This window comes from Thalassomonas sp. RHCl1 (assembly GCF_947387555.1).
Taxonomy (GTDB): Bacteria; Pseudomonadota; Gammaproteobacteria; order Enterobacterales; family Alteromonadaceae; genus Thalassomonas.
This window is the reverse complement of record NZ_CANDNZ010000005.1, coordinates 243,663-266,788: the sequence shown is the minus strand read 5'-3', so window position 1 is coordinate 266,788 and position 23,126 is coordinate 243,663. Positions and strand designations below refer to the sequence as shown.

General features: G+C 46.0%; 23 protein-coding genes. 15 read left to right on the top strand and 8 right to left on the bottom strand.

Annotated elements, in window-relative coordinates:
• Positions 1-6 precede the first annotated feature (6 nt).
• Positions 7-849 (bottom strand): glycosyl hydrolase family 18 protein, encoded by an 843-nt coding sequence (locus QL234_RS16145; protein ID WP_281558848.1) that lies wholly within the window; start codon positions 847-849, stop codon positions 7-9.
• 257 nt (positions 850-1,106) lie between these two features.
• Between QL234_RS16145 and QL234_RS16140 the strand changes: the two genes are divergently transcribed.
• Positions 1,107-1,580 carry a GNAT family N-acetyltransferase gene (locus QL234_RS16140; protein ID WP_281558847.1) on the top strand — a complete coding sequence of 158 codons (474 nt, stop codon included), beginning with the start codon at positions 1,107-1,109 and terminating at the stop codon, positions 1,578-1,580.
• Between the two features lie 65 nt (positions 1,581-1,645).
• Here QL234_RS16140 and QL234_RS16135 read toward each other — a convergent pair whose 3' ends face one another.
• Together QL234_RS16135 and QL234_RS16130 are read right to left on the bottom strand one after the other, a co-directional pair.
• The gene (locus tag QL234_RS16135) at positions 1,646-3,049 is read right to left on the bottom strand and encodes a tetratricopeptide repeat protein (RefSeq protein WP_281558846.1); all 1,404 of its coding nucleotides are present in this window, start codon (positions 3,047-3,049) and stop codon (positions 1,646-1,648) included.
• Positions 3,050-3,140: 91 nt separating this feature from the next.
• Entirely contained in the window at positions 3,141-3,848 is a 708-nt protein-coding gene (locus QL234_RS16130; protein WP_281558845.1) for a PEP-CTERM sorting domain-containing protein, read from the bottom strand.
• A 645-nt stretch (positions 3,849-4,493) separates the two neighbouring features.
• Here QL234_RS16130 and QL234_RS16125 point away from each other — a divergent pair.
• From QL234_RS16125 to QL234_RS16080, 10 genes are all read left to right on the top strand, one after another.
• Entirely contained in the window at positions 4,494-4,880 is a 387-nt protein-coding gene (locus tag QL234_RS16125; RefSeq protein ID WP_281558844.1) for a BlaI/MecI/CopY family transcriptional regulator, read from the top strand.
• Positions 4,880-5,845: a M56 family metallopeptidase gene (locus QL234_RS16120; RefSeq protein WP_281558843.1), complete on the top strand. Its 966-nt coding sequence runs from the start codon at positions 4,880-4,882 to the stop codon at positions 5,843-5,845. The genes QL234_RS16125 and QL234_RS16120 overlap by 1 nt, the downstream gene beginning before the upstream one ends.
• Positions 5,846-6,023: 178 nt before the next feature.
• A complete protein-coding gene (locus tag QL234_RS16115; protein WP_281558842.1) occupies positions 6,024-7,241 on the top strand; it encodes a TolC family protein in 1,218 nt (405 codons plus the stop codon).
• A gap of 31 nt (positions 7,242-7,272) precedes the next feature.
• Positions 7,273-8,511 carry an efflux RND transporter periplasmic adaptor subunit gene (locus tag QL234_RS16110; RefSeq protein WP_281558841.1) on the top strand — a complete coding sequence of 413 codons (1,239 nt, stop codon included), beginning with the start codon at positions 7,273-7,275 and terminating at the stop codon, positions 8,509-8,511.
• A 9-nt stretch (positions 8,512-8,520) separates the two neighbouring features.
• Positions 8,521-11,682, top strand: coding sequence for a CusA/CzcA family heavy metal efflux RND transporter (locus QL234_RS16105; RefSeq protein WP_281558840.1), 3,162 nt, complete (start codon positions 8,521-8,523; stop codon positions 11,680-11,682).
• Complete coding sequence (locus QL234_RS16100; protein WP_281558839.1) at positions 11,683-12,381, top strand: HupE/UreJ family protein; 699 nt, start codon at positions 11,683-11,685, stop codon at positions 12,379-12,381. It abuts the gene before it with no gap.
• Positions 12,382-12,447: 66 nt separating this feature from the next.
• Positions 12,448-12,975, top strand: a complete 528-nt coding sequence (locus QL234_RS16095) for a hypothetical protein (RefSeq protein ID WP_281558838.1) — start codon at positions 12,448-12,450, stop codon at positions 12,973-12,975.
• A 51-nt stretch (positions 12,976-13,026) separates the two neighbouring features.
• The gene (locus QL234_RS16090) at positions 13,027-13,380 is read left to right on the top strand and encodes a DUF6488 family protein (RefSeq protein ID WP_281559014.1); all 354 of its coding nucleotides are present in this window, start codon (positions 13,027-13,029) and stop codon (positions 13,378-13,380) included.
• Positions 13,381-13,582: 202 nt separating this feature from the next.
• Positions 13,583-13,960, top strand: a complete 378-nt coding sequence (locus tag QL234_RS16085; protein ID WP_281558837.1) for a hypothetical protein — start codon at positions 13,583-13,585, stop codon at positions 13,958-13,960.
• A 24-nt stretch (positions 13,961-13,984) separates the two neighbouring features.
• Positions 13,985-14,554: a DUF922 domain-containing protein gene (locus QL234_RS16080; protein WP_281558836.1), complete on the top strand. Its 570-nt coding sequence runs from the start codon at positions 13,985-13,987 to the stop codon at positions 14,552-14,554.
• Between the two features lie 22 nt (positions 14,555-14,576).
• Here QL234_RS16080 and QL234_RS16075 read toward each other — a convergent pair whose 3' ends face one another.
• Positions 14,577-15,284 carry a hypothetical protein gene (locus QL234_RS16075; RefSeq protein WP_281558835.1) on the bottom strand — a complete coding sequence of 236 codons (708 nt, stop codon included), beginning with the start codon at positions 15,282-15,284 and terminating at the stop codon, positions 14,577-14,579.
• Positions 15,285-15,527: 243 nt separating this feature from the next.
• Here QL234_RS16075 and QL234_RS16070 point away from each other — a divergent pair, with 243 nt between their 5' ends.
• Positions 15,528-15,863, top strand: coding sequence for a hypothetical protein (locus QL234_RS16070; RefSeq protein ID WP_281558834.1), 336 nt, complete (start codon positions 15,528-15,530; stop codon positions 15,861-15,863).
• A 52-nt stretch (positions 15,864-15,915) separates the two neighbouring features.
• Here QL234_RS16070 and QL234_RS16065 read toward each other — a convergent pair whose 3' ends face one another.
• Positions 15,916-16,827: an alpha/beta fold hydrolase gene (locus QL234_RS16065; protein ID WP_281558833.1), complete on the bottom strand. Its 912-nt coding sequence runs from the start codon at positions 16,825-16,827 to the stop codon at positions 15,916-15,918.
• Positions 16,828-16,882: 55 nt separating this feature from the next.
• On the opposite strand from QL234_RS16065, the gene QL234_RS16060 reads away from it, so the two are divergent.
• The 3 genes from QL234_RS16060 (at position 16,883) to QL234_RS16050 (ending at position 20,336) form a co-directional block, all read left to right on the top strand.
• Positions 16,883-17,266 (top strand): MerR family transcriptional regulator, encoded by a 384-nt coding sequence (locus QL234_RS16060; protein ID WP_348650721.1) that lies wholly within the window; start codon positions 16,883-16,885, stop codon positions 17,264-17,266.
• A 155-nt stretch (positions 17,267-17,421) separates the two neighbouring features.
• Positions 17,422-18,888, top strand: a complete 1,467-nt coding sequence (locus tag QL234_RS16055; RefSeq protein WP_281558832.1) for a DNA recombination protein RmuC — start codon at positions 17,422-17,424, stop codon at positions 18,886-18,888.
• A gap of 260 nt (positions 18,889-19,148) precedes the next feature.
• Positions 19,149-20,336 carry a diguanylate cyclase gene (locus QL234_RS16050; protein WP_281558831.1) on the top strand — a complete coding sequence of 396 codons (1,188 nt, stop codon included), beginning with the start codon at positions 19,149-19,151 and terminating at the stop codon, positions 20,334-20,336.
• Positions 20,337-20,418: 82 nt separating this feature from the next.
• Here QL234_RS16050 and QL234_RS16045 read toward each other — a convergent pair whose 3' ends face one another.
• The 3 genes from QL234_RS16045 to QL234_RS16035 all read right to left on the bottom strand — a co-directional run bounded on the left by QL234_RS16045 (position 20,419) and on the right by QL234_RS16035 (position 23,086).
• Positions 20,419-21,153, bottom strand: a complete 735-nt coding sequence (locus QL234_RS16045; protein WP_281558830.1) for a PEP-CTERM sorting domain-containing protein — start codon at positions 21,151-21,153, stop codon at positions 20,419-20,421.
• A gap of 272 nt (positions 21,154-21,425) precedes the next feature.
• Positions 21,426-22,067 carry a PEP-CTERM sorting domain-containing protein gene (locus QL234_RS16040; protein ID WP_281558829.1) on the bottom strand — a complete coding sequence of 214 codons (642 nt, stop codon included), beginning with the start codon at positions 22,065-22,067 and terminating at the stop codon, positions 21,426-21,428.
• Positions 22,068-22,435: 368 nt separating this feature from the next.
• A complete protein-coding gene (locus QL234_RS16035; protein ID WP_281558828.1) occupies positions 22,436-23,086 on the bottom strand; it encodes a PEP-CTERM sorting domain-containing protein in 651 nt (216 codons plus the stop codon).
• Between the last annotated feature and the right edge of the window lie 40 nt (positions 23,087-23,126).

Genomic DNA, 23,126 nt, shown 5'->3' with positions numbered 1-23,126 from the left:
GGCGCTTTACAAACCTATCGCCGCGCCAATTTGTTCGGTCCAGGCGCCGCCTTTATCACTGGAAAATTGCCAGTTCATCATGCCGCCTAAAGCGCCGTTTGCTTGCACCGGCTGGATGACATCAGAAATTATCTCATCTACCGGCATATAGCCGCTGCCGGCATCATGTTCGGTAACGGGCAAACCTATCAATAATTTTTCTGCATTTAATCCGGGTAACTGTGCATATTTTTTATAGGAGCTGACAATTTCTTGCGGGTTACTGCTCCAGGGCGGGTTATTATAAAACTGAACATTGAGCCAATCTATATCCTCGCCGGCCTCTGCCATCACTTGTACATAACCCCCCATGGGATTGCCGCACTCTAAATAGGGGGGCTGTGGCGCATGGGTGATCAGGGAGTTAGCGGCGGGTAATGTTGCTCGTAGTGCTCTGGTTAAATTGACCAAAAAATCAACGCCGTTATACCCGGCACTGCCGGTAAAAGCACCGGTATCTTCAAAGTCGATATCCACGCCGTTTAACTGGTTTTCGGTTATAAAACAGGCAATATTTTGTGCCAACTCTGTTTCGTTTCCTGCCAGCTGGTGATAAGTTTCAGAGGAAACCGTGCCGCCGCCAAAGGACAATAAAACCTTTTTACCACTTGCCTGCAGGGCGGATATCGCCTGTTTAGTGGTTTGCGTCAGTGTCGAGGGGCTTGCTGCGATTGCCCCGGCCAGTTCAAGATCGAGGGGGTTGTCTGCATTGGGCAGTAAAAAAGCCAGGTTGATATCGGTATAAGGCTGGTTGACGGCATGATTTAGTTCAATACTGCCGTTGTTGAAATAAGTAACTAAGCGTGACATAACAAATTCCTTTTAGGTTGAAGAGAGAACTCCCTTGGCGGCCATTTTGGCAGGCATTCCAAAATGCTTGTTACTAGTCTAGCAGAGTTAATATTGTTGAACGGCGGCAGAGCGGTGTTTTTAGCATTTAGCCAGAAGCCGGGAATTGGTCGACATTTTCCGGATAAGGTCATTTATTGTTGTTTAAAGTGTGATGCCTTTGATAAGTTAACGGATCATTTTTCACATCAGCAAGGTAAAGGGAAATTTAAGAAGAAATGACGGATATCAGTTGTAGAGTGTTAACGGCGAAAGACAGCCTTGATTACCGCAGAGTACGGCTTGAAAGTTTAAAACTTCATCCTGAATGCTTTGGTTCAAATTATGAAAGAGAAATGCAAACTGGCAAACTCTATTTTGAACAATTAATAGAAAACGCTAGCCCGAAAGGTTTAATGCTTGGGGCTTTTCATGAAAGTGAGTTAGTGGGGCTATGTGGCCTGATTGTTTCGTCTCCCGGCACTGTTGAGATCATCCAGATGTATGTTGCTGCGGCGCACCGGCGCACCGGGGTGGGAGCAAAATTATTGTCACTGGCCAAGCAACGTTTGAACAGCTTTCACGCCCGGTCTTTGGTGCTGAGCGTTTTTGAAGATAATACAAGTGCCTTAAAAACCTATCAAAGAGCCGGGTTTAGCGTAAGTCACCGGGAAAATGCTCAGCTTTACATGACATTCAATCATATCGTTTGATTTGGCAGGGAGTGATATACCCTGCCGGCGATTGTTTATAAAAAGTATGTTGTCGCAGTGTTAAGTTAACTGCTGCTCGTTAAGTTATTTAACAGGGCTTTGGCCTGGGTTCTGCCGTTAAATGACTCGGGTAATTTCAGGGCCAGCTGCAAATACTCGATGGCTTTATTTTTTGACCCAAGGTTATAGTGGATCACCCCGAGGTGATAGGCAATTTCAGGCACCTGCGGTGCGTAACTGATGCTGGGTTGAATGTGTTTTAGTGCCTGCTGGTAATTGCCTTGTTGTACATCCAGCCAGGCCTGGGTATCGCTGAGAAACACGTTACCAGGTGTTAAGGCTTTGGCTTTGTCTATCCAACTTTGTGCCTGAGCTAAATCTGTGCCTTCATCTGTCAGGGCCCAGGCTAAGTAGGAGGTGAAATAACTGTCTTTGGGTGAAAAAACTAGGCCTTTTTTCGCCAGGGGAATAGTTTCGGGCAATCTTTCCTGTTTGTCGAGCCAGTAGATAAGTGCTTTGCGCGCCGCCAAATTATCCGGCTTGAGCTTAAGTGCAGCCTGAAAATAACCTTCCACCTTGTTTTTTTCTTTGGTAGCTATGGCGTGTTTTGCCTGTAAATATTGGAACAGGCTGCTTTTTTTCTTATCCAGTTTATTGAAGGATTTACTACTGCTAAGGAGTAACTCCTTTGCCTGGTTTGTTTTGCCTTCCTGATAATAAAGGGGTAAGAGTTCGGCGAGTATCGTCAGGTTTCCGGGCTGAGCTTTTATTGTTTTAAGTAAATAGGGTTTTGCCTGGCGGGGTTGGTTTAAAGCCAAATGAACCAGGCCTTGCAAGCCATAACTATTGCTGGCATCACCGTTAAGCTGGAGGTATTTAGCGATATCTTTTGTTGCTTTATTCAGGGCTTGTTTGTCATTTTTTCGGTTTGCATAAAGGAATTTGGCTCTTTGCAGATAGCTGCCGGGTTCATCAGGTGTTAGGGCGATAACAAAATTATACTGTTGCAGGGCTTGTTTCTTTTTGCCGAGGGCCGAGAGTATCGGGCCTCTTAAGCTATATATGACCGGCCATCTGTTATCTATTTTTATGCACTCCTGGCTTGCCAAGTCGGCCTTTTGCCAATTTTCCTGGCCCACGTAGGATAAAGCCAGCAGGTAACACACGCTTTTGTTGGCGGGATATTGCTTTTGGTGTTGCTGTAAAAGTGTTATTGCTTCCTGATATTGTTTATCTACCATCAGAGCAGTTACAGCCCCCAACTGTAGCTGGTTGTTATTGTCTTGAGGCAATTGCTGGTTCTCGATCATCTGCTCCAGTTTTGGCAAAACTTCTATAACGGTTGCCGAAGCTTTAAACATGGCCAGGAGCAATAATGCTAAGATGACAAGAGAGATCAGCAGACATTTTTTTAATACTGCTAACCGTAAGTTACTTTCATAGCGGCTAAAGTTACATTTGTTTGTCATTGTTATTCCTCTAACAAATTTGAGCTGGAATATCAGGCGGATTGGTTAAAAAAGGCAACATAGCTGCCTTTTTTATTGACTTAATAAGTGATTAGCTGAGCCGCTTTTTCCGGCCTGCAACAAATAACACAAGTCCCATGGCCAACAGGAGCGCAGAGGCGGGCTCTGGCACTGAAGTTTTGTGGCCAATAAATTGCTGGGGCTGGTGCTCCGGATCGTCTGGAGAGCCGCCTATGCTAAAGCCCAGCAGCTGACCGTCGGTGGCTTCATGTAAGGTTTCGATGTCATCGGGATCAATTTCAAGGTTAAACCAAAGCTTTAATACTTCGTTATCCTCTAATATTGGCTGGACAAAATTTGTCACCAGCGCTGAAAAGCCGTTCCACTGCTGGCCCGGTATCAGGGCATTGCCGGCTGAGTTGCCGGCTATGGCGGAGTCGGGTTCAAAGTCAAAGCCATCCACACGTTCGACTTCATGTGTCATCATATTGGTTACCGCAAGCATGGCGCTGGTAACATTAAGAGAAGGAACAAAAGGCAGGTTTGCTCCGCCAAGACCTATGCCACAGGTGCACACTGTGGGTTCGGTGATGGGAAAGAGTTCCGGGTCAATCTCAACCCCAAACCACATATTGCTCATTCCTGTGGTCGGGTCGATGCCATGGTCTATCATCCAGACTTCAGGAGGAGGAGGATCAGGTACCGGTGGTGGTGGTGGCGGATGACCACAAGCCCAGGCAAGATTTACCCAAAGGTTAAAAGATAAAACCAAAATAATAAATTTCATTATCTTTTTCATTAGTTTTTCCTACTACAAAAATTTCTAAAAGGGAGATGCAGATACTGATGCAATCCCGCTTGATTCACTTTGTAATACCAAACTGCGACAATGTGAAAATACGATTTTAGTCCACTAACTACCGCTAAAAGTGGGCGCGGCTAGTTCAGCATTTTGTGTACCAAGATTGAATTTACAACCAGCTGGTTTCAGATAAATGTAAATCAAATATTGGCAGGCTTATTTACAAATATTTCGCCCGAGAGAAACTCATCTTATTTTTTAATGAGCTACTGAAGTGATTTTTTGGGGGTACTTAATGATTACTTTTGATTAACAATTATTATTTTTTCCCCGGGATTGTCGAAGTGAGTCGTGACCGGTATGAGAGCATACCGGTTTGTAAAAATTGTCGACGTCTTTGCCGTGACAAACTGGTGGTGATCAATGTTTTTGATGTGAGTATTTGTGTATTACCGATGTAAGCTTATTCAAGCTTGTTATTGTTGCGGAGAATAACTTTTAAGATTTATTAGTGTTAATAGCTTGATATTATGTATAAATATAAAACCTATTGACAGTCGGTTTTATATGGTAAACAATAAACCTATTGTCGGTCGGTTTTTATTTACTCTGGCAAAATTTTATGACAAAAGAGGTAACTTCATGAAACTTGGTGAGCTGGAAAAACTGGTGCTGCAATACCTTTGGCAAAACGACTCTGCCGACGTGAAGCAGGTCTTTGGCCATTTTGAAAAAACGCGTGGCGGTAGTTTAAATACCATTCAAAGTACCCTGGATCGCTTGTATAAAAAAGATTTATTAACGCGCCATAAAGAGGGGCATGCATTTGTCTATCAGGCGAAAGTAGAAAGACATGAACTTATCGGCCAGTTAATCAAGTCGGTGACCAGTGATTTCATTACCGAAGACGACAGTAGCTTAGTGGCTGCCTTTTCTTCCATTTCAAAAGAGTTTAACGAAGAGCAGCTGCTTAAATTAGAGAGCCTGATTGAACAGCAACGTCTTAAGCTAGGGCAGGAAAGTAAGTAATGATTGAGGGGGCATTGGCTATTTGGCTCAATACACTTGCTATTGCAGTGATCACTTTTTTTATTGCCAATCTTGCCGTATCCCTGATTATTTCTGTTTTAGACCAGCGATTTCTTGGTATGGAGGTTGAGCCGCGCAAAAACATTTTATGGTTACTGGTGGTGATTCCCTGGTGCGTGGCTGTGCTGGTTTCTGGTTATTTTTTATATAAATTCAGTAGCCTGGATCCTTTTAGCTGGAGCACGGCTTATGCCCACTGGCATCATATGGATGTCTATGCTGTTTTTAGCTGGCACAGCATTACCTTGCTTTTGGCCTTACTCGGGATTGCTTATGTGCTGATCCGCAAAGTCAGTCTTTTGCTAAAGCATAAAAATGAATTGTCGCTTTTATCCGGCTTTGCCAGGAAAATAGGGCACCAGGTATATGAGTTGGAGCTGCCGCAAGCCTGCGCCTTTACCAGTGGCTTTTTGACTAAACATTGTTATATCACCTCTGGCATGCTTAAAGCGACAACAGTGCAGGAGCAGGCGGTTATTTTGGGACATGAAAAAGCCCATGCCAAACGTAATGATCCGTTAAAAAAATGGCTGTTCAGTATTTTGGCGACATTTTTTCTTCCCTCACTGACGGCGAGGTTAAAACTTCATATGACACTGGCCATGGAGCAGGCGGCAGATAACGCGGTTTTAAGTGAGGAGAATATTTCATCGACTATGGTAGCGGCGACTTTGGTCAAAGTCGCCCGGTTAAATGCTGCCGAAGCGCCGCTGGTGAATAATGAGCTGGTAGCCAATTTTGGCGCCGATGTCTTAGAGCAGCGGGTATTTTTTCTGCTTGGCCAGCTGGAGTTAAAGCCGGTAAATAAGCTGCTAACCCTGATATTTATTGTGCTTATTATTGCTGCCAGTTTATCTGCCATTGACAGCGTTCACCACCTGATGGAAACAATCTTTAGCCACTAATAGATATAGCCTGAATTCAGGTAAACCATAACAGCCGGCGGCTGTTTATTTTTAACCGAAAAACCGATCGGCGATCGGATTTACAATATTATCCCTTAATTTGATCTAAGGAAGAGGTGCTATGCCCATTCGTAGCTACATAAGAAAAAAACCGACTAGCAATCGGTTTAAAGCCAAGATGAAACTGGTCCTGTTGGGGTTAGTTGCTGTCTCATCCGGTGCTTTTGCGCAAACAAGTCTATCCCTTAATGATGCCATCAGGCTTACGCTGGCTCAGCATCCGCAGTTAAAAAAATATGCCTATCAGAGCGAGGCGGTAAAGGGCATGGTGCAGCAAGCGGGTATCTCGACCCCTATGAATATTAACCTGGATGTTGAAGATGTGATCGGAACCGGTAATTATTCCGGCTTGTCGGCAATGCAAACCACGCTGAGTATTTCCTGGTTGCTTGAAGATGAAATCATAAAATCGCGGGTAAAGGTGGCAGGTGAACAAGCACAGACCAGTGAACTTGCCCGTCAGGGGGAAGCCTTGGATTTAGCCGCTGAAACTGCTGGTATCTTTATCACGTTACTTGCTCAAAAAGAGCAATTAAAACTGGCTAAACTGGCCGAGGCGCAAGCGAAAAAAGTGCTGGAGAATATCACCGTCAGGGTGAAGGCGGGAAAATCAAATCTTGTTGATCAGCTGCGGGCAAAAGCAGCGCTTTCGCAAAAAGCTTTGGTGGTGGAAGATCTTAATCATGAGATCAAAGCGAGCCGGGCCCGCTTAGTCGCGCAATGGCAGGGGGATGCAAATATTCAAATTAACGGCAGCTTGCAAGATATCCCTTCAATTGAAGCGCTAAATGCTGCTGATAAAAAACTCAAAAACCATCCGAGATTAAAAGCTTTTGCTGCCAGGCAGCGTCTTGCACAATCAGAGATCAGCCTGGCCAAAGCGACAGAAAAACCTGCCTGGAAAATCAATACAGGGTTTAAACGCAATGAGCAGCTTGATGACTTTGCCTTTACCGCCGGTATCTCGATTCCTTTTGGCAGTGAAAACCGCAATCAGGGAAAAATATTGGCATTGCAGGCACAGCAGAATGAACAACAGGCACAAGCGGATGCCTGGTATCAGGAGACCTCTACCCGCTTGCTGTTGCTAACTCATAAGCTTAAGCACAACCGGCACGTTATTCAGGGGCTGGGGTCAGAAACCATACCCACCTTGGAGCTGGCGAGTGTAAAAGCAGGTCAGGCCTATCGCACTGGCAGCTATAGCTACACAGACTGGTACGCGGTACAGCAGGAGTTGCTTGCGGCTCAGACTGAACTGATAACCGCCTATACCAATATTCATTTAAATAAGATTGAACTGGAGCGCTTAACCGGTGCATCCATTTCACACTAATGCACTGTTAGTCAGAGAAAGCGAGACAAATATGAAACTTAAATCAATAGTGAGCGCTATGCTTATCGGTCAATTAGCCTTGAGCGGCGCACTGAGCAGCCAGGGTGTGTTTGCCCAATTTAATCCTGAGGCGGTAAAAGAAGCCGTGGAAAAAGGACCAAACAATGGCCGTATGTTACGTGATGGTGATTTTGCCATCGAACTGGCTATTTTTGAAGACGGGGTTCCTCCCGAGTTCAGGATTTTCGCGACAAAGGCCGGTAAAAAAATTGCCGCACAAGACGTTGAGGTGAATGTTAAATTAACCCGGTTGGGGGATGTTATCGACGATATTAATTTCTTTGTTGAAAATGATTACCTGCGCGGCGATATGGAAATCTATGAACCTCATTCTTTTGTTGTTACCTTAAGCGCCAGCCATAAAGGTAAAAGCTATTCATGGTCTTATGACAACTTTGAAGGCCGTACCGCCATTAGCGATGAAATGGCGCAGGTGATGAATATAAAAACCGAAACGGCCGGCAGCCAGATGTTCAATGAAATCTTAAAAGTGTTCGGCGAACTCAAACTTGCCCCAAATGCGACCCGTGATGTCAGCGCCCGTTACCCGGGAGAAGTGAAAAAACTCGCTGCGGTATTAGGGCAGCATGTCAAAAAAGGCCAGGTATTGTTTACCATAGAAAGCAATGAAAGCCTGCAAACTTACCCTGTTTACGCCCCTGTGAGTGGTGTGATCACGGCGCAGAATATTGCCGTTGGTGAACAAGCTAATGGCAGAACCTTATTGACTATCACAGACACCAGTAAACTGATTGCCGAGCTTGGCGTTTTCCCTATGGATAAAGCCAAAGTCAAGCTGGGCGCCCCGGTCAAAATTTTCATTCCCGGCAGCGAGCAGGTGATTAACTCGCAATTGTTTGATGCCTTGTTCGCCCTTAACCGCCAGCAGGCGAAAATTTTCAGGGCAGAAGTGAATAATACCAACGGCGCACTCAGTGTCGGCCAGTTTGTCAGCGCCGAGATTTCTCTGGCCAGTTACCCTGTGCCGCTGGCGGTTAAGTCTACCGGATTACAGGCGTTTCGGGATTTCACCGTAGTGTATGCCAAAGTCGGGCAGCAATACGAAGTCAGAATGCTGGAACTTGGCCGGGAAGCCGGTCCCTGGGTAGAAGTACTGGGGGGCTTGCCTCAAGGTACTGAGTATGTGGCCCAGAACAGTTATCTCATTAAAGCCGATATCGACAAATCGGGCGCCTCGCACGATCACTAAGGAAGCCCTATGTTAGAAGCTATTTTAAAATTTTCGATACAGCGCAGTAAGCTTATCCTGATATTTGTGCTGGCGCTTGCGGCTTTGGGGGCCTGGAATTTTACCAAGTTGCCTATTGATGCCGTGCCTGACATTACCAATGTCCAGGTAGTGATTAATACCGAAGCGCCCGGTTATACGCCGCTGGAAGTTGAACAAAGGGTGACTTTCCCGCTGGAAACGGCATTGGCGGGTGTACCTGGTTTGGTCAATACCCGCTCTGTGTCCCGCTATGGTTTGTCTCAGGTAGTGGCCATTTTTACCGACGACACCGATGTTTATTTTGCCCGCCAGCTGGTGGGGGAAAAACTCAACGGGGCAAAAGCGGATCTGCCAAAAGGTATAGAGCCTGAGCTGGGACCAATTTCAACCGGCTTGGGGGAGATCTTTATGTTTACCGTCGACTCCGTGCCCGGCGCTACCAATGAAGATGGCAGTTTGATCACGCCTACCGATCTGCGTACTGTGCATGACTGGATCATCCGTCCCCAGCTGATGCAGGTGGAAGGGGTTGTCGAAGTCAATCCAATCGGCGGCTTCAAAAGAGAAATTCTTATTGCCATCAAACCGGAAAAATTACTCGCCCATGGCTTAAGCCAGCAGGATGTGATCCGCGCCGTCGGCGAGCACAACCAAAACCGGGGAGCGGGTTTTATCGAACGAAACGGCGCTCAGTGGCTGGTGCGTTTGCCCGGGCAGTTAGCCGATCTTGAGCAATTGGCCAATGTGCCGATTGCCACGAAAACAGGACTGGGTTTAAAGGTAAAAGATGTTGCCGAGGTGAAAGAAGGCAAAGAGCTGAGATCCGGCGCCGCCACGCAAAATGGCCGGGAAGTGGTGATGAGTACCGTGTTTATGCTTATCGGTGAGAATAGCCAGAAGGTGGCCAAGGATGTCGGGGAAAGGCTTAAGGAAGTTAATAAAAGTCTGCCGCAAGGCATAGTGGCCACCGCCGTTTATGACAGGACCAAACTGGTCAATAAAACCTTAACTACCGTGGAAACCAACCTGACGGAAGGGGCGATCCTGGTGATTGTTATCCTGTTCCTGTTACTGGGTAACTTCAGGGCGGCATTATTAACGGCGGCGGTTATTCCCTTTGCCATGTTGATGACGGTAACCGGCATGGTACAAGCCGGGGTCAGTGCCAACTTGATGAGTTTAGGCGCACTCGATTTTGGCCTTTTGGTGGATGGCGCCATTATTATTGTTGAAAACTGTATGCGCCGTTTAAGCCAGGCATCCCAGAGCAACAAGAGCAAGGTGTTGCCGCTAAATGAACGCTTGTCGTTAGTGTTTGACGCCACCAGGGAAGTGATACGCCCGGCATTATTCGGGGTCTTTATTATCACCGCGGTTTACCTGCCTATTTTCGCCCTTTCCGGGGTAGAAGGAAAAATGTTCCATCCTATGGCCATTACTGTGGTGATCGCCCTGGTAAGCGCCATGATACTGTCGATTACTTTTGTCCCGGCCGCCATTGCCTTGATGTTTAAAGGCCCTGTCCTTGAAAAAGAGAATATCATCATGAAGGCGTGCGAGGCATTTTATAAGCCGGTACTGATCTTTGCCCTTAAAGGACGCTACTTGATTATTGCCGTTGCCGTAATGCTGGTCTCCAGCGCCGGTTTTATGGCGACTAAAATGGGCAGTGAGTTTGTGCCTAACCTTGACGAGGGGGATATCGCTATGCACGCGCTGCGCATACCCGGCACTTCGTTAAGCCAGTCCATTGAGATGCAAAAAGCACTGGAGGCCCGTATCCAGCAGCTACCTGAAGTTGAACGGGTATTTGCCAAAGTCGGTACCGCCGACGTGGCAACCGATGCGGTACCGCCGAGTGTTGCCGATAATTTTATTATTATCAAACCACGGCAAGAGTGGCCCGACCCGGATAAACTTAAGGCAGAGCTGGTGCGCGAGCTTGAAGCCCTGGTGACCCCGGTACCGGGTAACCGCTATGAGTTTTTGCAACCCATTCAAATGCGCTTTAACGAGTTATTGGCCGGGGTGCGTGCCGAGCTGGCGATCAAGGTTTTTGGTGATGATTTTGATACCCTGGCAGGTCTTGGCAAAGAAATCGAATCGGCCATTGTCGGTGTTGACGGTATTGCCGATGTACAGGTAGAGCAAACCACGGGCTTGCCGATATTAACCCTGCTCCCTAAAGATGAACGACTGGCGGCTTATGCCTTGTCAAAAGCAGACTTGCAGCAGCAGGTAGCCATTGCCTTAGGCGGTGAATCCGTTGGCAAGTTCTATCAGGGGGACAGACGCTTTGACATTGTTGTCAGGCTGCCCGAGCAGCAAAGAAGTGATGTGCGAAACCTTAACCAGTTGCCGATCCATTTAAGCACAGGTGGCTTTGTCCCCTTACAGGAAGTTGCCCGCATTGAGCTGATTGCCGGTGCCAACCAGGTAAACCGGGAAAACGGCAAACGCCGCGTGGTGGTGACCGCCAATGTGCGCGGCCGGGATCTCGGCAGTTTTGTTAATGACATTAAATCGGCTATCGATGATAAGGTATTGTTACCGTCCGGTTATTGGGTGGAATACGGCGGTACCTACCAAAAACTAGAGTCGGCATCGAAGCGCCTGAGCATAGTTGTGCCGGTCACTTTATTATTGATCATCGGCCTGTTATTGCTTGCCCTGTCATCCTTTAAGGATGCCATGATTATTTTCACCGGTGTGCCTTTGGCCCTTACCGGCGGCATTTTTGCCCTGATATTAAGGGATATTCCTTTTTCTATATCTGCTGCCGTTGGCTTTATTGCCCTGTCGGGGATCGCCATCTTAAACGGCCTGGTAATGGTGTCCTTTATCCGCGAGCTGCGTAAAGACAAGATAGGCTTGGATGAGGCCATTATCAAAGGAGCGCTGACCCGCTTAAGGCCGGTACTGACTACCGCCCTGGTAGCTTCTTTGGGCTTTATTCCTATGGCGATAAACACCGGCATTGGCTCTGAAGTACAACGCCCGTTAGCGACTGTGGTGATCGGCGGTGTCATTTCTTCCACTATTTTAACTTTGTTTGTGCTGCCGGCACTGTACCGTTTGCTTCATGGTAAAGCAGCACGGCAGGCGGAGCACCTGAATACATCAACACTTCAATCACAAGGACAAATATAAATGTCAGTAAAATTTAAACTCAGCTATTTGCTGTATCCGTTAATGCTGCTGATGGCAATGGCTTCAATAGAAGCCTTTGCCCACGGGGTGGATAGCAGTACCCGTAATTTTTTAGAAACGAACTCAGGTGTACAGATCATTCCCTTCATGTATATCGGCGCGAAACATATGGTGACCGGATATGATCATCTGCTTTTCCTGGTGGGGGTATTATTTTTCCTTCACCGCAGTCGGGACGTTTTACTTTATGTCAGTATGTTCACTATCGGCCACAGTGTCACCCTGATGACCGGCGTACTCGCCAATGTCCAGATTAATGCCTATCTGATAGATGCCATTATTGGTTTGTCGGTGGTTTATAAAGGCTTTGATAATTTAGGCGGCTTTAAACACTTTTTTGGCAAACAACCTAATCCCAAAGCGGCGGTGCTTATTTTCGGTTTATTCCACGGATTTGGTTTGGCAACCAAGATTCAGGAATTTCAGCTGCCGGGGGAAGGCCTGGTGGCCAACCTGCTGGCATTCAACGTTGGCGTGGAACTGGGGCAGTTTATGGCGTTGCTGTTTATTTTGTTGACCATCAATTACTGGCGCAAGCACGAAAGCTTCAACAGGTTTGCCAAAACCACCAACACCGCCTTGATGAGCGCCGGCTTTATGCTGGTCGGTATGCAGTTAACCGGATACTTCATTAACTAATTACCCCTTTATAACCAAAAACTAACAACGAAAAATCAGTAACCAAAAACTAAGAGATATTTATTTATGGAATCAAATCAAGAAAGCCGCTCCCTTATTAAAGCGTCAGTTATCGCCTTTAGCACCGCCATACTTGCCCTTGTATTCTTTATTTTACCCGCAGAATACAACCTGGACCCGACCGGTGTCGGCAAGCAGCTTGGCCTGACGGTTTTTAATGATAACCAGGCTGCTGCCAATACCGGCGCGCAAGGTTCAAGTGAAAAGGCCCCGGGTGAACAAAACTCTGTGGTGTTGACTGTACCTGCGGGTAAGGGCATAGAGTACAAATTGTCGGTGAAGCAGTTCAAGAAGGTGAATTATGAATGGCTGACTGACGGCGGTGAGGTTTATGTCGACCTTCACGGTGAACCCGCCGGGGATACCAGCGGATACTTTGAAAGTTATGCCATTGCTACTTTGCCTGAAATGAAGGGCAGTTTTACCGCACCCTTTGACGGCTCCCATGGCTGGTACTGGAAAAACACTTCTTCAAAAGACATGCAAATTCAACTGCTTTTCGATGGCGATTATGTCATTGAAGGGCTGAAATAAACTTCACTAACAAAAATTAACGACACCATTTATAAGGATAAACCAGTGAAAATGTTATTAAAGTTAATACTCATCGCTACAATTTCCATTTCAGGCTCTGTCTTTGCCCATACCGGCGGACATGGTCAGGTAAGCGCAGACAAAGCGGTTACCATTGCGCAAACCTCGGCCAAAATGCTGACCTTTAAAGATCACGGTATGGCTGTTGGCAAAATAGATAAGTCATGGAATAAGGTTACAAAAGAGAATTTTACCTTACTTGAACAAAGCGGCGACGTTTACATTATCAAAGGGGTCAATACCGAGTCCCATCAGACCCTGTATTTTACCATTAGCAAGCAGGGACAAGTGATGGAAGTGGCTGAGCCTGCGAATTTTAAATCAGACCATGGTCATGCCCATTAATACCTTTGAGTTTGGCTAAACCGCGCGGTTTCACGGAGGAAGCCGTGTTTTAAAAAGCTTGAACTTCGGGAGGTGTTTTATGCTCGGGCAATTTAACATGGCAATAATACCAGGCAGATAGTTCAAATAGCAGAAAAACTATAGGCTTTTAGGTTACTAAGGTGTAACTTAGCGTTTTGCGCTGCGAGCTTGGGAGTCATTGATGTACTTTATCGCGGGATTTGGCTTGTTATTGATGTTGTTAAGTAGCGTGATGGTTGCCAGCCCCCAGTATTGGTCTGACGGCATTGTAAAGTTTAGCCAAAAGCCTTATTTTCACTGGTTCGAAGTGATTAGCCGACTGGTTGGTGGAGGTTTTTTGATAAGTTATCACCAGGTAAGCTTATATCCAAAGTTAATACTTGGCCTGGGCACTTTACTTATCGCGGTTGCTTTTGGCTTGGTTATTTATGGCTCAGAGAAACATCGTAATTTCGCCGTCTGGTCGGCAAAAAAATTTAGACCTGTCTTCAGGGGGGCCGGTGTCGGGGCTTTTATTTTCGGGTTGTTTTTAGTTTATGTTGCCAACCCGGGTTTTTAGCCCACCAATATCAAAGGGATTAATTTGAACGTCAGGTTTATGTTGCTTTTTTGGCTTTTTGTAAATGTTGTCCAGGCAAAGCCGGCAATAGAGGAGCGCTTTGAATTTTACGATATTTATCCTGTATCAAAGGAAGACATTCGCAGCGAAATTAAACAAAGAACTCCGCTCATCAACCAAGGCAGCAGATTTGACGGACGCACCTTATGGCAGGTTGCATGGCAATATTACCGAAAAAAAAGTGATGACCTTTGCCATATAACAAAGAATGAAATCACCTTGAAAGTCCTTTATACCATGCCGGCAATTGCGCCTGAGTTCAGCGTTAAGCCAAAAGTAAGGGATGCCTTCGACAGTTATTATCAAGCCTTGCTTAATCATGAGCAGGGCCATACAAAAATAGGCATTCAGGCGGCAACAGCGGTTGAACAGGCGTTATTAAATTTTAATGGCTTTAGCCATTGCCAGGCACTCGATACTGCCGTCAATAAGGCAATAACAGCAATAATCAATAGCCATCATCGCCAGGATGAAGATTATGACCGGCAAACCGGGCATGGCAAGCTTCAGGGCGTTTCCATAAACAATCCTTGATAGTAAGTTCAGGCTATGAGCCTTATTTGCCGTATGACCAAATATAACTCTCTGCTGTTAAACCATCAGCGATAGCTTTGTTCCTGAGCTGCAAAGCTTCTTTTTTAGAGATATTACTGGCAATGGCCACGGCATAAGGTTTAGCAAAGCCCTGGGGGTTATATACTTTGGCCTTATAATTTTTCTTTTCCAGGCTTTTGGCCTGTGCTTTTGCCTGTTTGTAGCTATTGTGTGAGCCAACAATAACAAAGTAGCTGTTCTGCTGCGACGTTTGCAGCTTTGTTCCGGCAACTCCCCTTAGAAACCGTGACCAGCCGCTGATCTTGGGCTCTTTTAGCATCTGCTCATTTTGATATTGTTTTTTCTTGGTGCTTTCCGCTGAGGGGTTGGCGGCAAAAGCTTGCGGGAAAATAGAGATTGAGTATTGATTTGCCAGCGGGGATACGGGGAGGCTTTCATTGCTACCGATGCCGCCATTGATAAAGGTTGCCAATAAAGCCGGCGCCGCCAATCCCAGTTGGAAAACTTTAAAGGGTTCGTTTTCGGTTTTATGCAGGTAGGCAACAAAAGCTCCCAGGAAAATCAGTATGATACACCTGACAATAAGACCTACCCAATCGAGAATTTCATAGTTGACTACGGCTGTTTTAAAATCAATTGACAGCAAAGTCACCAGGTAGGGGGTAATGCCGCCTATCGCCCCTAAAGCAATACGTTGGTTTAGCTTCATCACGACTCTCCAAACTGTGTGGGTAAATTTGCTCTATTCGCAGTTGTTGCTATTACTGTGCTGCCAGAGCTGCTTTTATCTCACTTCAGTTGATCTTTATCGGTCCTAAGAGAGCAAAACTGATCTGCTTTTTATCAAAACCCTCGCTATATCAATAAGCTAGTTTGCGGCTGCTCAATAAACTCAATATAATCATGGCTGAGCCCGTAAGCTCTATTTACTTATAAAAAGAAGGATGTATTAATGAAACTCAAGTCAGTTATTATGCTTTGTGCTATGTCTTTATCTTCTGCCGCAATGGCGGGAAGTTACCAGTACGGTAAGGTAAGCGAATTAATTACCGAAGGCGACAGGGTGACGTTTCAACTGGATACCACTAACGGTATCGATATCAGGGATGAAAGCTGTAACGGCCAAACCCTGAACTTTGTTATTGACTTTAACACTAAAGCTACCGCACAAATCATGTACCAGACGGCGCTTGAGTCCAAACGTGATGGCATTAATATTGGCGTAAACGGCGAAGGTAACTGCGGCATCGGTGGTGAGTTTGAACAGGTGAGCACCATAGCACGCTAACCAGGAGTTAAGCTGCTGTTTGCTCGATAGCAGCAGCTTAGAAAAAGATGCGTTAAGCAGAGTCTTTTTGCTGCTCATGGTTATCCGCGGTTATGTTGCCTTCGGCTATCACCTTGGGCAGTTGCTCTAAAATGATTTGCTGCCAGAGCTGTTGCTGATCCTGTTTGAAAAAGCCAAAGTGGCCAATGTGCTTTTGCCTGAATTCACTGGGATGAAATATCTGCAGTTGCTTTTTTGCCTTGGGAAAACGTGCTATTAGATCTTCTATGGTTTTTCTGGGAGAAAAACTGACATCATCAGTAAAGCCGACTGCATGGATACTTCCTTGATATTCATGATAATAGGTTTGCTTTAGCGTCTTATCTGAAAATAAATATTCCTGGTTTGTGCTCCAGTTGCGCCATTCCAGGGCTATTCCTTTGGGCAAGTCATGGCCTATACCCAGTTTGCCGGGAAGATAATTCAGGGTTTTTACCACTGCAGGTAGCAGTAAATACCAGGTCAGCAACATTTTTGGCCATTGGCTTAAGGGATATAATTTCCAGCTGCAGGTGCCGGAGCTGATCAAGATGATCTGTTTTATTTTATCAAGCGACTGGCATAAGCCGGTTAGATGACCGCCGGCGCTGTGGCCTATCAGGGTGATATCCTGCCAGCGGGCCCATTGATTATCAGTGACATGATGCAGTAGGGCATCAAGATCTAAACTGCCCCAATCCCTTAATTGCGCCGGGTCGGTTTTGATATTTTCACTTTGTGAACCGCCTATGCCTCTGGGATCCCAGGTGATAACACTGCAGCCGTGTTCGGTCAGGTATTGTGCCAGTGCCCGGTAAAAGTCCTGCTTTATTCCCAGGGCCGAGTTAATGATGATAAAGCGGTTATTCGCAGCCGTTGCCGGGAGATATTGAGTGGCAGACAGCACCCGGCCATCCTTGCATTTTACATTAAATTTGATTGTCATAAATTCACCTCTTCCCTATCATAAACCCTGGACTATACTCCACGGTCAAGAGGAAATGATGCAAATAGGGGCATTGTGCCAAAGCACAGGTATGAGCAAAGACACTATACGGTTTTATGAAAAAATCGGTCTGTTGGGGGACATTAAACGTAAAGCCAACGGTTATAAAGATTATTCTCAAGGCCATGTCGAACAGTTGAAATTACTCAAACACGCTAAGGAATTGGGCTTTACCCTCAATGAAATCAAGGAGCTGGCGGGGCTGTTTTTGTCAAAAAAACTGCCGCCGCAGGCAATGAATGATTATCTGAAAAAGAAAGAAGTGGAAATAGATAAAAAAATAGCCAGGTTACAGGCTTTTAAACAGGAGATTAAAGATACGCTGGCGGGTAATTGCATTTATAAAGAGCAGTTGATTAAGGCATCTGCCGAGGGCTAAAAAATCTTTCTGGCCCGGACAAAGCTGTTATCAGATAAATTCATTTATTTATTCAATACTTATTCAAACCGGGAAGAAAATCGCAAACAGGAGTTACCTCTTAGCCTTATATATGGTTTAATAACTGTAAATAAAAACAGTGATAAAGCCCTAATATGGAAACTTCCCTTTTACCTGAGCCATTTTTTCAACATCCCCTGTTTATTTTTCTCCTTATTTTCGCTGGTCTTTTTCTGATCGCTTTTTTGCTGTTGTGGCGAAAACTTGCACAAATTGCTTTGTTGCAGCAGTTAAGCCAGCAAGAAAATGGAACCGAGTCCTTAAACAACCAGCTGACGCAATGGGGACGGGCGCAGGAAAAAGCCTTTGATAAATTTCAGCAACAACTCCAGTATTCGCACCAGCACCAGGTGAAACAACTGGGAGAGGTGAAAGTGTATTTTGAGCAGCAAATTGCCGATTTACGCATTAAGCTGCTGCGCCAGATCAGTGAGCAAAACAGCAAACAGGAATACAGCAACCGGCAGTTTTTCCAGGAATTATCCCAGTCGCTTAATGAGCAAAAAGAGCAGTTTAACCACAACCAGCTAAAAGCGGTGGATCAGCTGATTGAGCATTTAACGAAAACCACCCGGGAAAACCGCGAAGAGTTGTCTAAGACCCTGGCGAGCAGCAGCGAACAAATGTCGGTTAAAATGAATGAGCTGACCGGCGCCACCGATAAACGCCTGGCTGATATCAGTGTCCAGGTGGAAAAACGTTTAAGCGACGGCTTTGATAAAACCACCAAGACCTTTAACGATATCTTGCAAAGGCTGGCGTTAATCGATGATGCTCAGAAGAAAATTACCGAATTATCTACCAATGTGGTCAGCCTGCAGGAAGTGCTGGCGGATAAACGCTCGCGTGGGGCTTTTGGTGAGGTACAGCTCAATGCACTCATTAGGAATGTATTGCCTGAGCAGCATTTTTCACTGCAACATACTTTATCCAATGGCAAGATTGCCGATTGCGTGTTGTTTTTACCGCCGCCGACCGGGGATGTGGTGATAGATTCCAAATTCCCGCTGGAAAGCTACCGTAAGATGATGGACAACGAACTGGGGGAGCTCGAGCGCAAAGCGGCGGAGCGCCAGTTTAAAGCCGATATTAAAAAACACATCAATGATATCAGTGACAAATATTTAATTGACCGGGAAACCTCCGACGGCGCCATTATGTTTATTCCGGCGGAGGCGATTTTTGCCGAAATCCATGCCCACCAAAGTGAACTGGTGGAATTTGCCAATAAGAAACGGGTATGGCTGGCATCCCCGACCACCTTGATGGCGATTTTAACTACCGTGCGTTCGGTATTAAAAGATGAAGCCACAAGGCAGCAAATTCACCTGATCCAGCAGCATCTTTCCATGTTGTCGCAGGATTTTGGCCGCTTTAAGGGCCGCTTTGCCAACCTGGCGAAACATATCGATCAGGCGGCATCGGATGTTAAACAAATTCATACCTCTGCCGATAAGATCACTAACCGTTTTGAAAAAATAGAGCAGGTGGACTTACAGGAAGGCCAGCATGAGCCATCACTTGAGTTGGCCCCGGGACAGAGTCTGGCCCATAAGTCATAGCAAGAAAGGGACAGCTGCTTTATTTGTCATGACAGGCAATTATCGGAGAATTTTTATTTTCTGCGATAAAAACAAAGATAATTTAATGAAAATACATGAAATGGTCGCCTGCTAACTTGAGAGTCTGTTATTCTGTGTTTGATTTGAATAAGCTCCCGGCAAACATAACTGTATTTATTGCCGGCGCTGTGTTTAGAACGCCATCCGGATTAACCGCTCTTGTTTTGAGTGGATGCTTTAAAAAGAAGTAGGGTAGTGAGTTGTTTAAGTTAGAAGGTTTTAATGTTACCGCATTGAGTATTGCCGGCTCTGTGCTGGTTTTTGCTCTGATGATACATTTTCAGGCATTTTGGCAGCCGTGGCAGCATATTATGGTGAATGTCTTATATGCGCTGATCGGTATTACCATAATCTTTGCGGCCCAGTTCAGCCGTAGCCGTTTCTCCCTGTTGGCCGCCTTATGGCTGGTTTTTTACCTCAGTTTAGAATATACCTTGCCCTGGTCCGCCTGGCTAAAAAGCCACAAAGACTGGATGTTATTAACCGGAGTCGGGGTTTTTGCCTTATTTTCCGTGATCAAAGATCGCGGCCTGCTTAGCGTGCACGGTCCGGGGCGTTTGCTGATCATTGCCATGTGCGGTCTGGTAGCCCATGTCTGGTTATGGGCCAGTGATTTGATCCTTGCCCAGGTGCCTAAAACCGATCCCGCTTACGATTATGTCCAGCTGCTGTCCCTGGAAGTACCCGTGGTGCTTGCCAGTATGGTGTTGCTGTGGCAAAGCCTGGTGAAGGCAAACTTGCTGTTAAGCGCTTTGCTGGTCAGTTTTATTATCTGGTGCGTGCAATATTACCAGTTAATTGCCTTGCCCTGGGAGGTGATTTTAACGGTACTGGTATGTCATTACCTGCTGGTGGTGGTTATCGACTCCTATTTTCTCGCCTACCGGGATGAACTCACCGCTTTGCCCTCGCGCCGGGCGCTGAACCAGCTGGCCTTGTCCCTGGGACGTAAATATACCGTGGCCATGCTCGATATTGATCATTTTAAAAAATTCAATGATACCTATGGCCATGATATCGGCGATCAGGTGTTAAAGTTGGTGGCGTCAAAACTGTCAAAAGTACGCGGCGGCGGTAAGGTTTACCGTTATGGCGGTGAAGAATTTACTGTGGTTTTTCCCGGGAAATCCGCCGCCCACGCCGTGGCTGAACTGGAAATATTACGCCAGAGCATAGCGGACTACAAAATGGTGATCCGCGATCCTAACCGGCAAACTAAACAGGCGCGTAACGGCAGTAAAAATAAGGGCATGAAAACCGTCAGTATCACGATTTCTATCGGGGTTGCCATGCGTGGCAGTAAGCAAAACTTTGACCGGGTGCTTAAGCTTGCCGATGAGGCCCTGTACCGGGCCAAGAAAAACGGCCGTAATAATGTCAGTCAGTGATGTTTGATTTTTCAGCCCCAAGTGTCGATAGTTGGGGCTGGGCTTTATTATGCTGTTACCTTTTCGTTTTATCGCAAGCGATTTAATTGCCGATTCTCTTTCTGACGGCAAACCCTACTAATGCCAGGCCAAGCAGCATAGCGGTTGCCGGCTCAGGCACCGGAGCGGTACTTGAGGGAAGAAAATCGGCGCCGACATTATCAAAGTAGCCTTTGCCTTCCTGACTCCACAGGCCTGCCGTACCGCCGCTAAAGGTATCATCAGTGTAGCTTTGCTCGAAAACCGGCAAGGATTCAAAGTCACTGTTGTCCCAGATACTGGCGGTAAACTCATTACCCTGGCCTTGGACCTGCATGCTATAGCTGCTGCCGGTGGCCGGTGTAAAACCTATATTGGCATCACTTGTGGTGACATAAGAAATCTGGCCATCAATAAAACGGGTAAAGCGAAAAGCGCCGCCGGTCCAGCCGGGGAAAAAGTGCATAGAATAAAAATTTGACGCATCCTGGATGTTAAAGGCGATCCCTACAGCGCTCCAACCGACCCGGATGTCTTGTGCTCCCAGCGCCGTTCTGAAAATGAAATCATCACTATATTCCCCGTTAAGCGCAATCACTTGTCCCGGGGTTGCCGTGTAATAGCTTGAGCTGGCACTTTGGTGTAATGTTCCGTCTTGTACGCCCCATTGGCCGCCAAGGACGTTCCAGTGGCTTAAATCGCCGGAATTAAAGTTATCGGTAAAGACTATCTGGGATGCCTGGATGCTGAGGCTGCTAATGAAAAAAGTGGTTAGGGCTATTATTATTCTTAACGTCATTGTCTGTCCTTTTTAATACTTAATTACTACAAGTTAGTTTCCTGTTGGTATGGAGGCTAACGCAGAATTCATTCAAAATGCTTTTGAACTCCTTTAAAAAATTAGCAGTATTCGTGCCATGAAAAGCGTCAGAATTTTGCTATTGAGACAGAGGTAATCAGGTGATGGCTACTGAGCCGCTTGGCGGGCAAAAATGGAAACCGCAATAAGGGAAGTTGCGCTTTCCATTTTATCTTTGAACCAGCACCTAAGATTGATGCCGGTTTTTATTATTAAATGCTTTGACGCTTTCTGCTTCTGGCGCAAATGCCCAGTAAAGCCAATCCAAGCAACATAGCGGTGCTTGGCTCAGGTACAGACACAGGGGGCTGGACTGTCGGATCTTCAGAGATATCTTTAACGCTGCCGTTGCAGTTGTTGGTGTCGCAGTCATAACCTACCGATTGGGCGCGTATTGCCACCCGGGTAAACAAAGTTTCATCTAAGATCAGATCGCCTTTTGCCAGCCCGAAAGAAAATAAGGTGACATAGTCACCGCCCGAGCCTTGATCTCCTACTTTAAAAAGGTTGTCAAAGTTATAGCGGGTCGCACCGTTAAAATTACAACCGGGACCGCAGCTTAATGAATCCGTGGTGTAATTTGAAAAATCATAGGTGGAGTAATTGACCAGGTCGGCAGGAATATCAAAATCGGCCGTGGTATCAAAAGCAAAACCTAAAATGTCACCGGTCGGGTTTGCTGTACCTATGCCGATATTAAAGGTAAAAAAGCCGTCATTGCTTTCATCGTCAATGCTGACCCGCCAGTCGATTTGGTAACCGCTGTTATATTGCCAGTCTTCGAAGGTAATGACCGTGGCATGGCTGATGGCGGTAAAAGATAGCAGAAGTGTGGTGAGTAGTGCTTTTATCATGTAGATTCCTTTCTCAACTCTCCGGGAGGACTTACCCGGTGGAGTATTCGTTTTTATTATTAATTTATAAGCCTTTTTCCTGCGTCGGCTTATTTGTGTTTTGCTTTAATCTGCACTAGCAGGTAAAGCGTTAGTATGAGCGTCAACATATCTCGCGCCTAGCATAAGCACAAATAACGCCAGTTAGCTTTTATTGTTATATATCATTGGATTATGTGTTTTTCGGGGAGGCTGGAGGTTTAGTGTGTAAATTTAGCTGACATTTGTGAGCTCAACAGAGAGGATTGCAGAAAGGCGGAGTTTGTTACTTGCAGGCTGTTATGATTTTACTTGCCTGCAAGTATTTCATCCGGGTAGATAAATGAGGGTTATTTCAGTCTTCTTACCGTGAAACCTATTAACGTCAGGGCGAATAAAAAGGCGGTGCCCGGCTCGGGCACTTGGGTTACGTCGTCACTTGGGGGAGTAGGGATATCTGTACCCGGAGTTTGTGAGTAGTCTTTTACGCTACCATTACAACTGCTGCTGTCGCAGTTGTTGCCGACTGACTGTGCCCGTATACCGACACGGGTAAATAAGTTTTCGTCCAGAGTTAAGCCGTTTTTGGCCAGCCCAAAAGAGAATTCGCTGACATAATCACTACCTGAACCTTGCTGACCTACCCGGAAAATATAATCAAAATCGTTGCGGATTGCACCGTTGAAATTACAGCCTCGGCCGCAACTTAAAGAGTCGCTAGCAAATGAAGACAGCTCATAAGTTGAGTAATTGATGAGATCTGTGCTCAGGTTAAAGTCAGCCGAGCTGTCAAAGGCAAAGCCTAAAATATCACCGCTGGGGTTTACTTCGCCGATACTGATGTTAAAAGTAAAATAATCTTCATGGCTTTCATCGTCAATGGTTACCTGCCAGTCGATGTGATCATCGCTGTTATATTGCCAATCATCAAAGGTAATGATACTTGCCTGACTGGTGATGGTGAAACAAAGGAGGATGGCGCTAATAAGTATTTTTATCATAAAGAGTCTCTGTTCAAATGAACGACCTGCTTGACTCCTG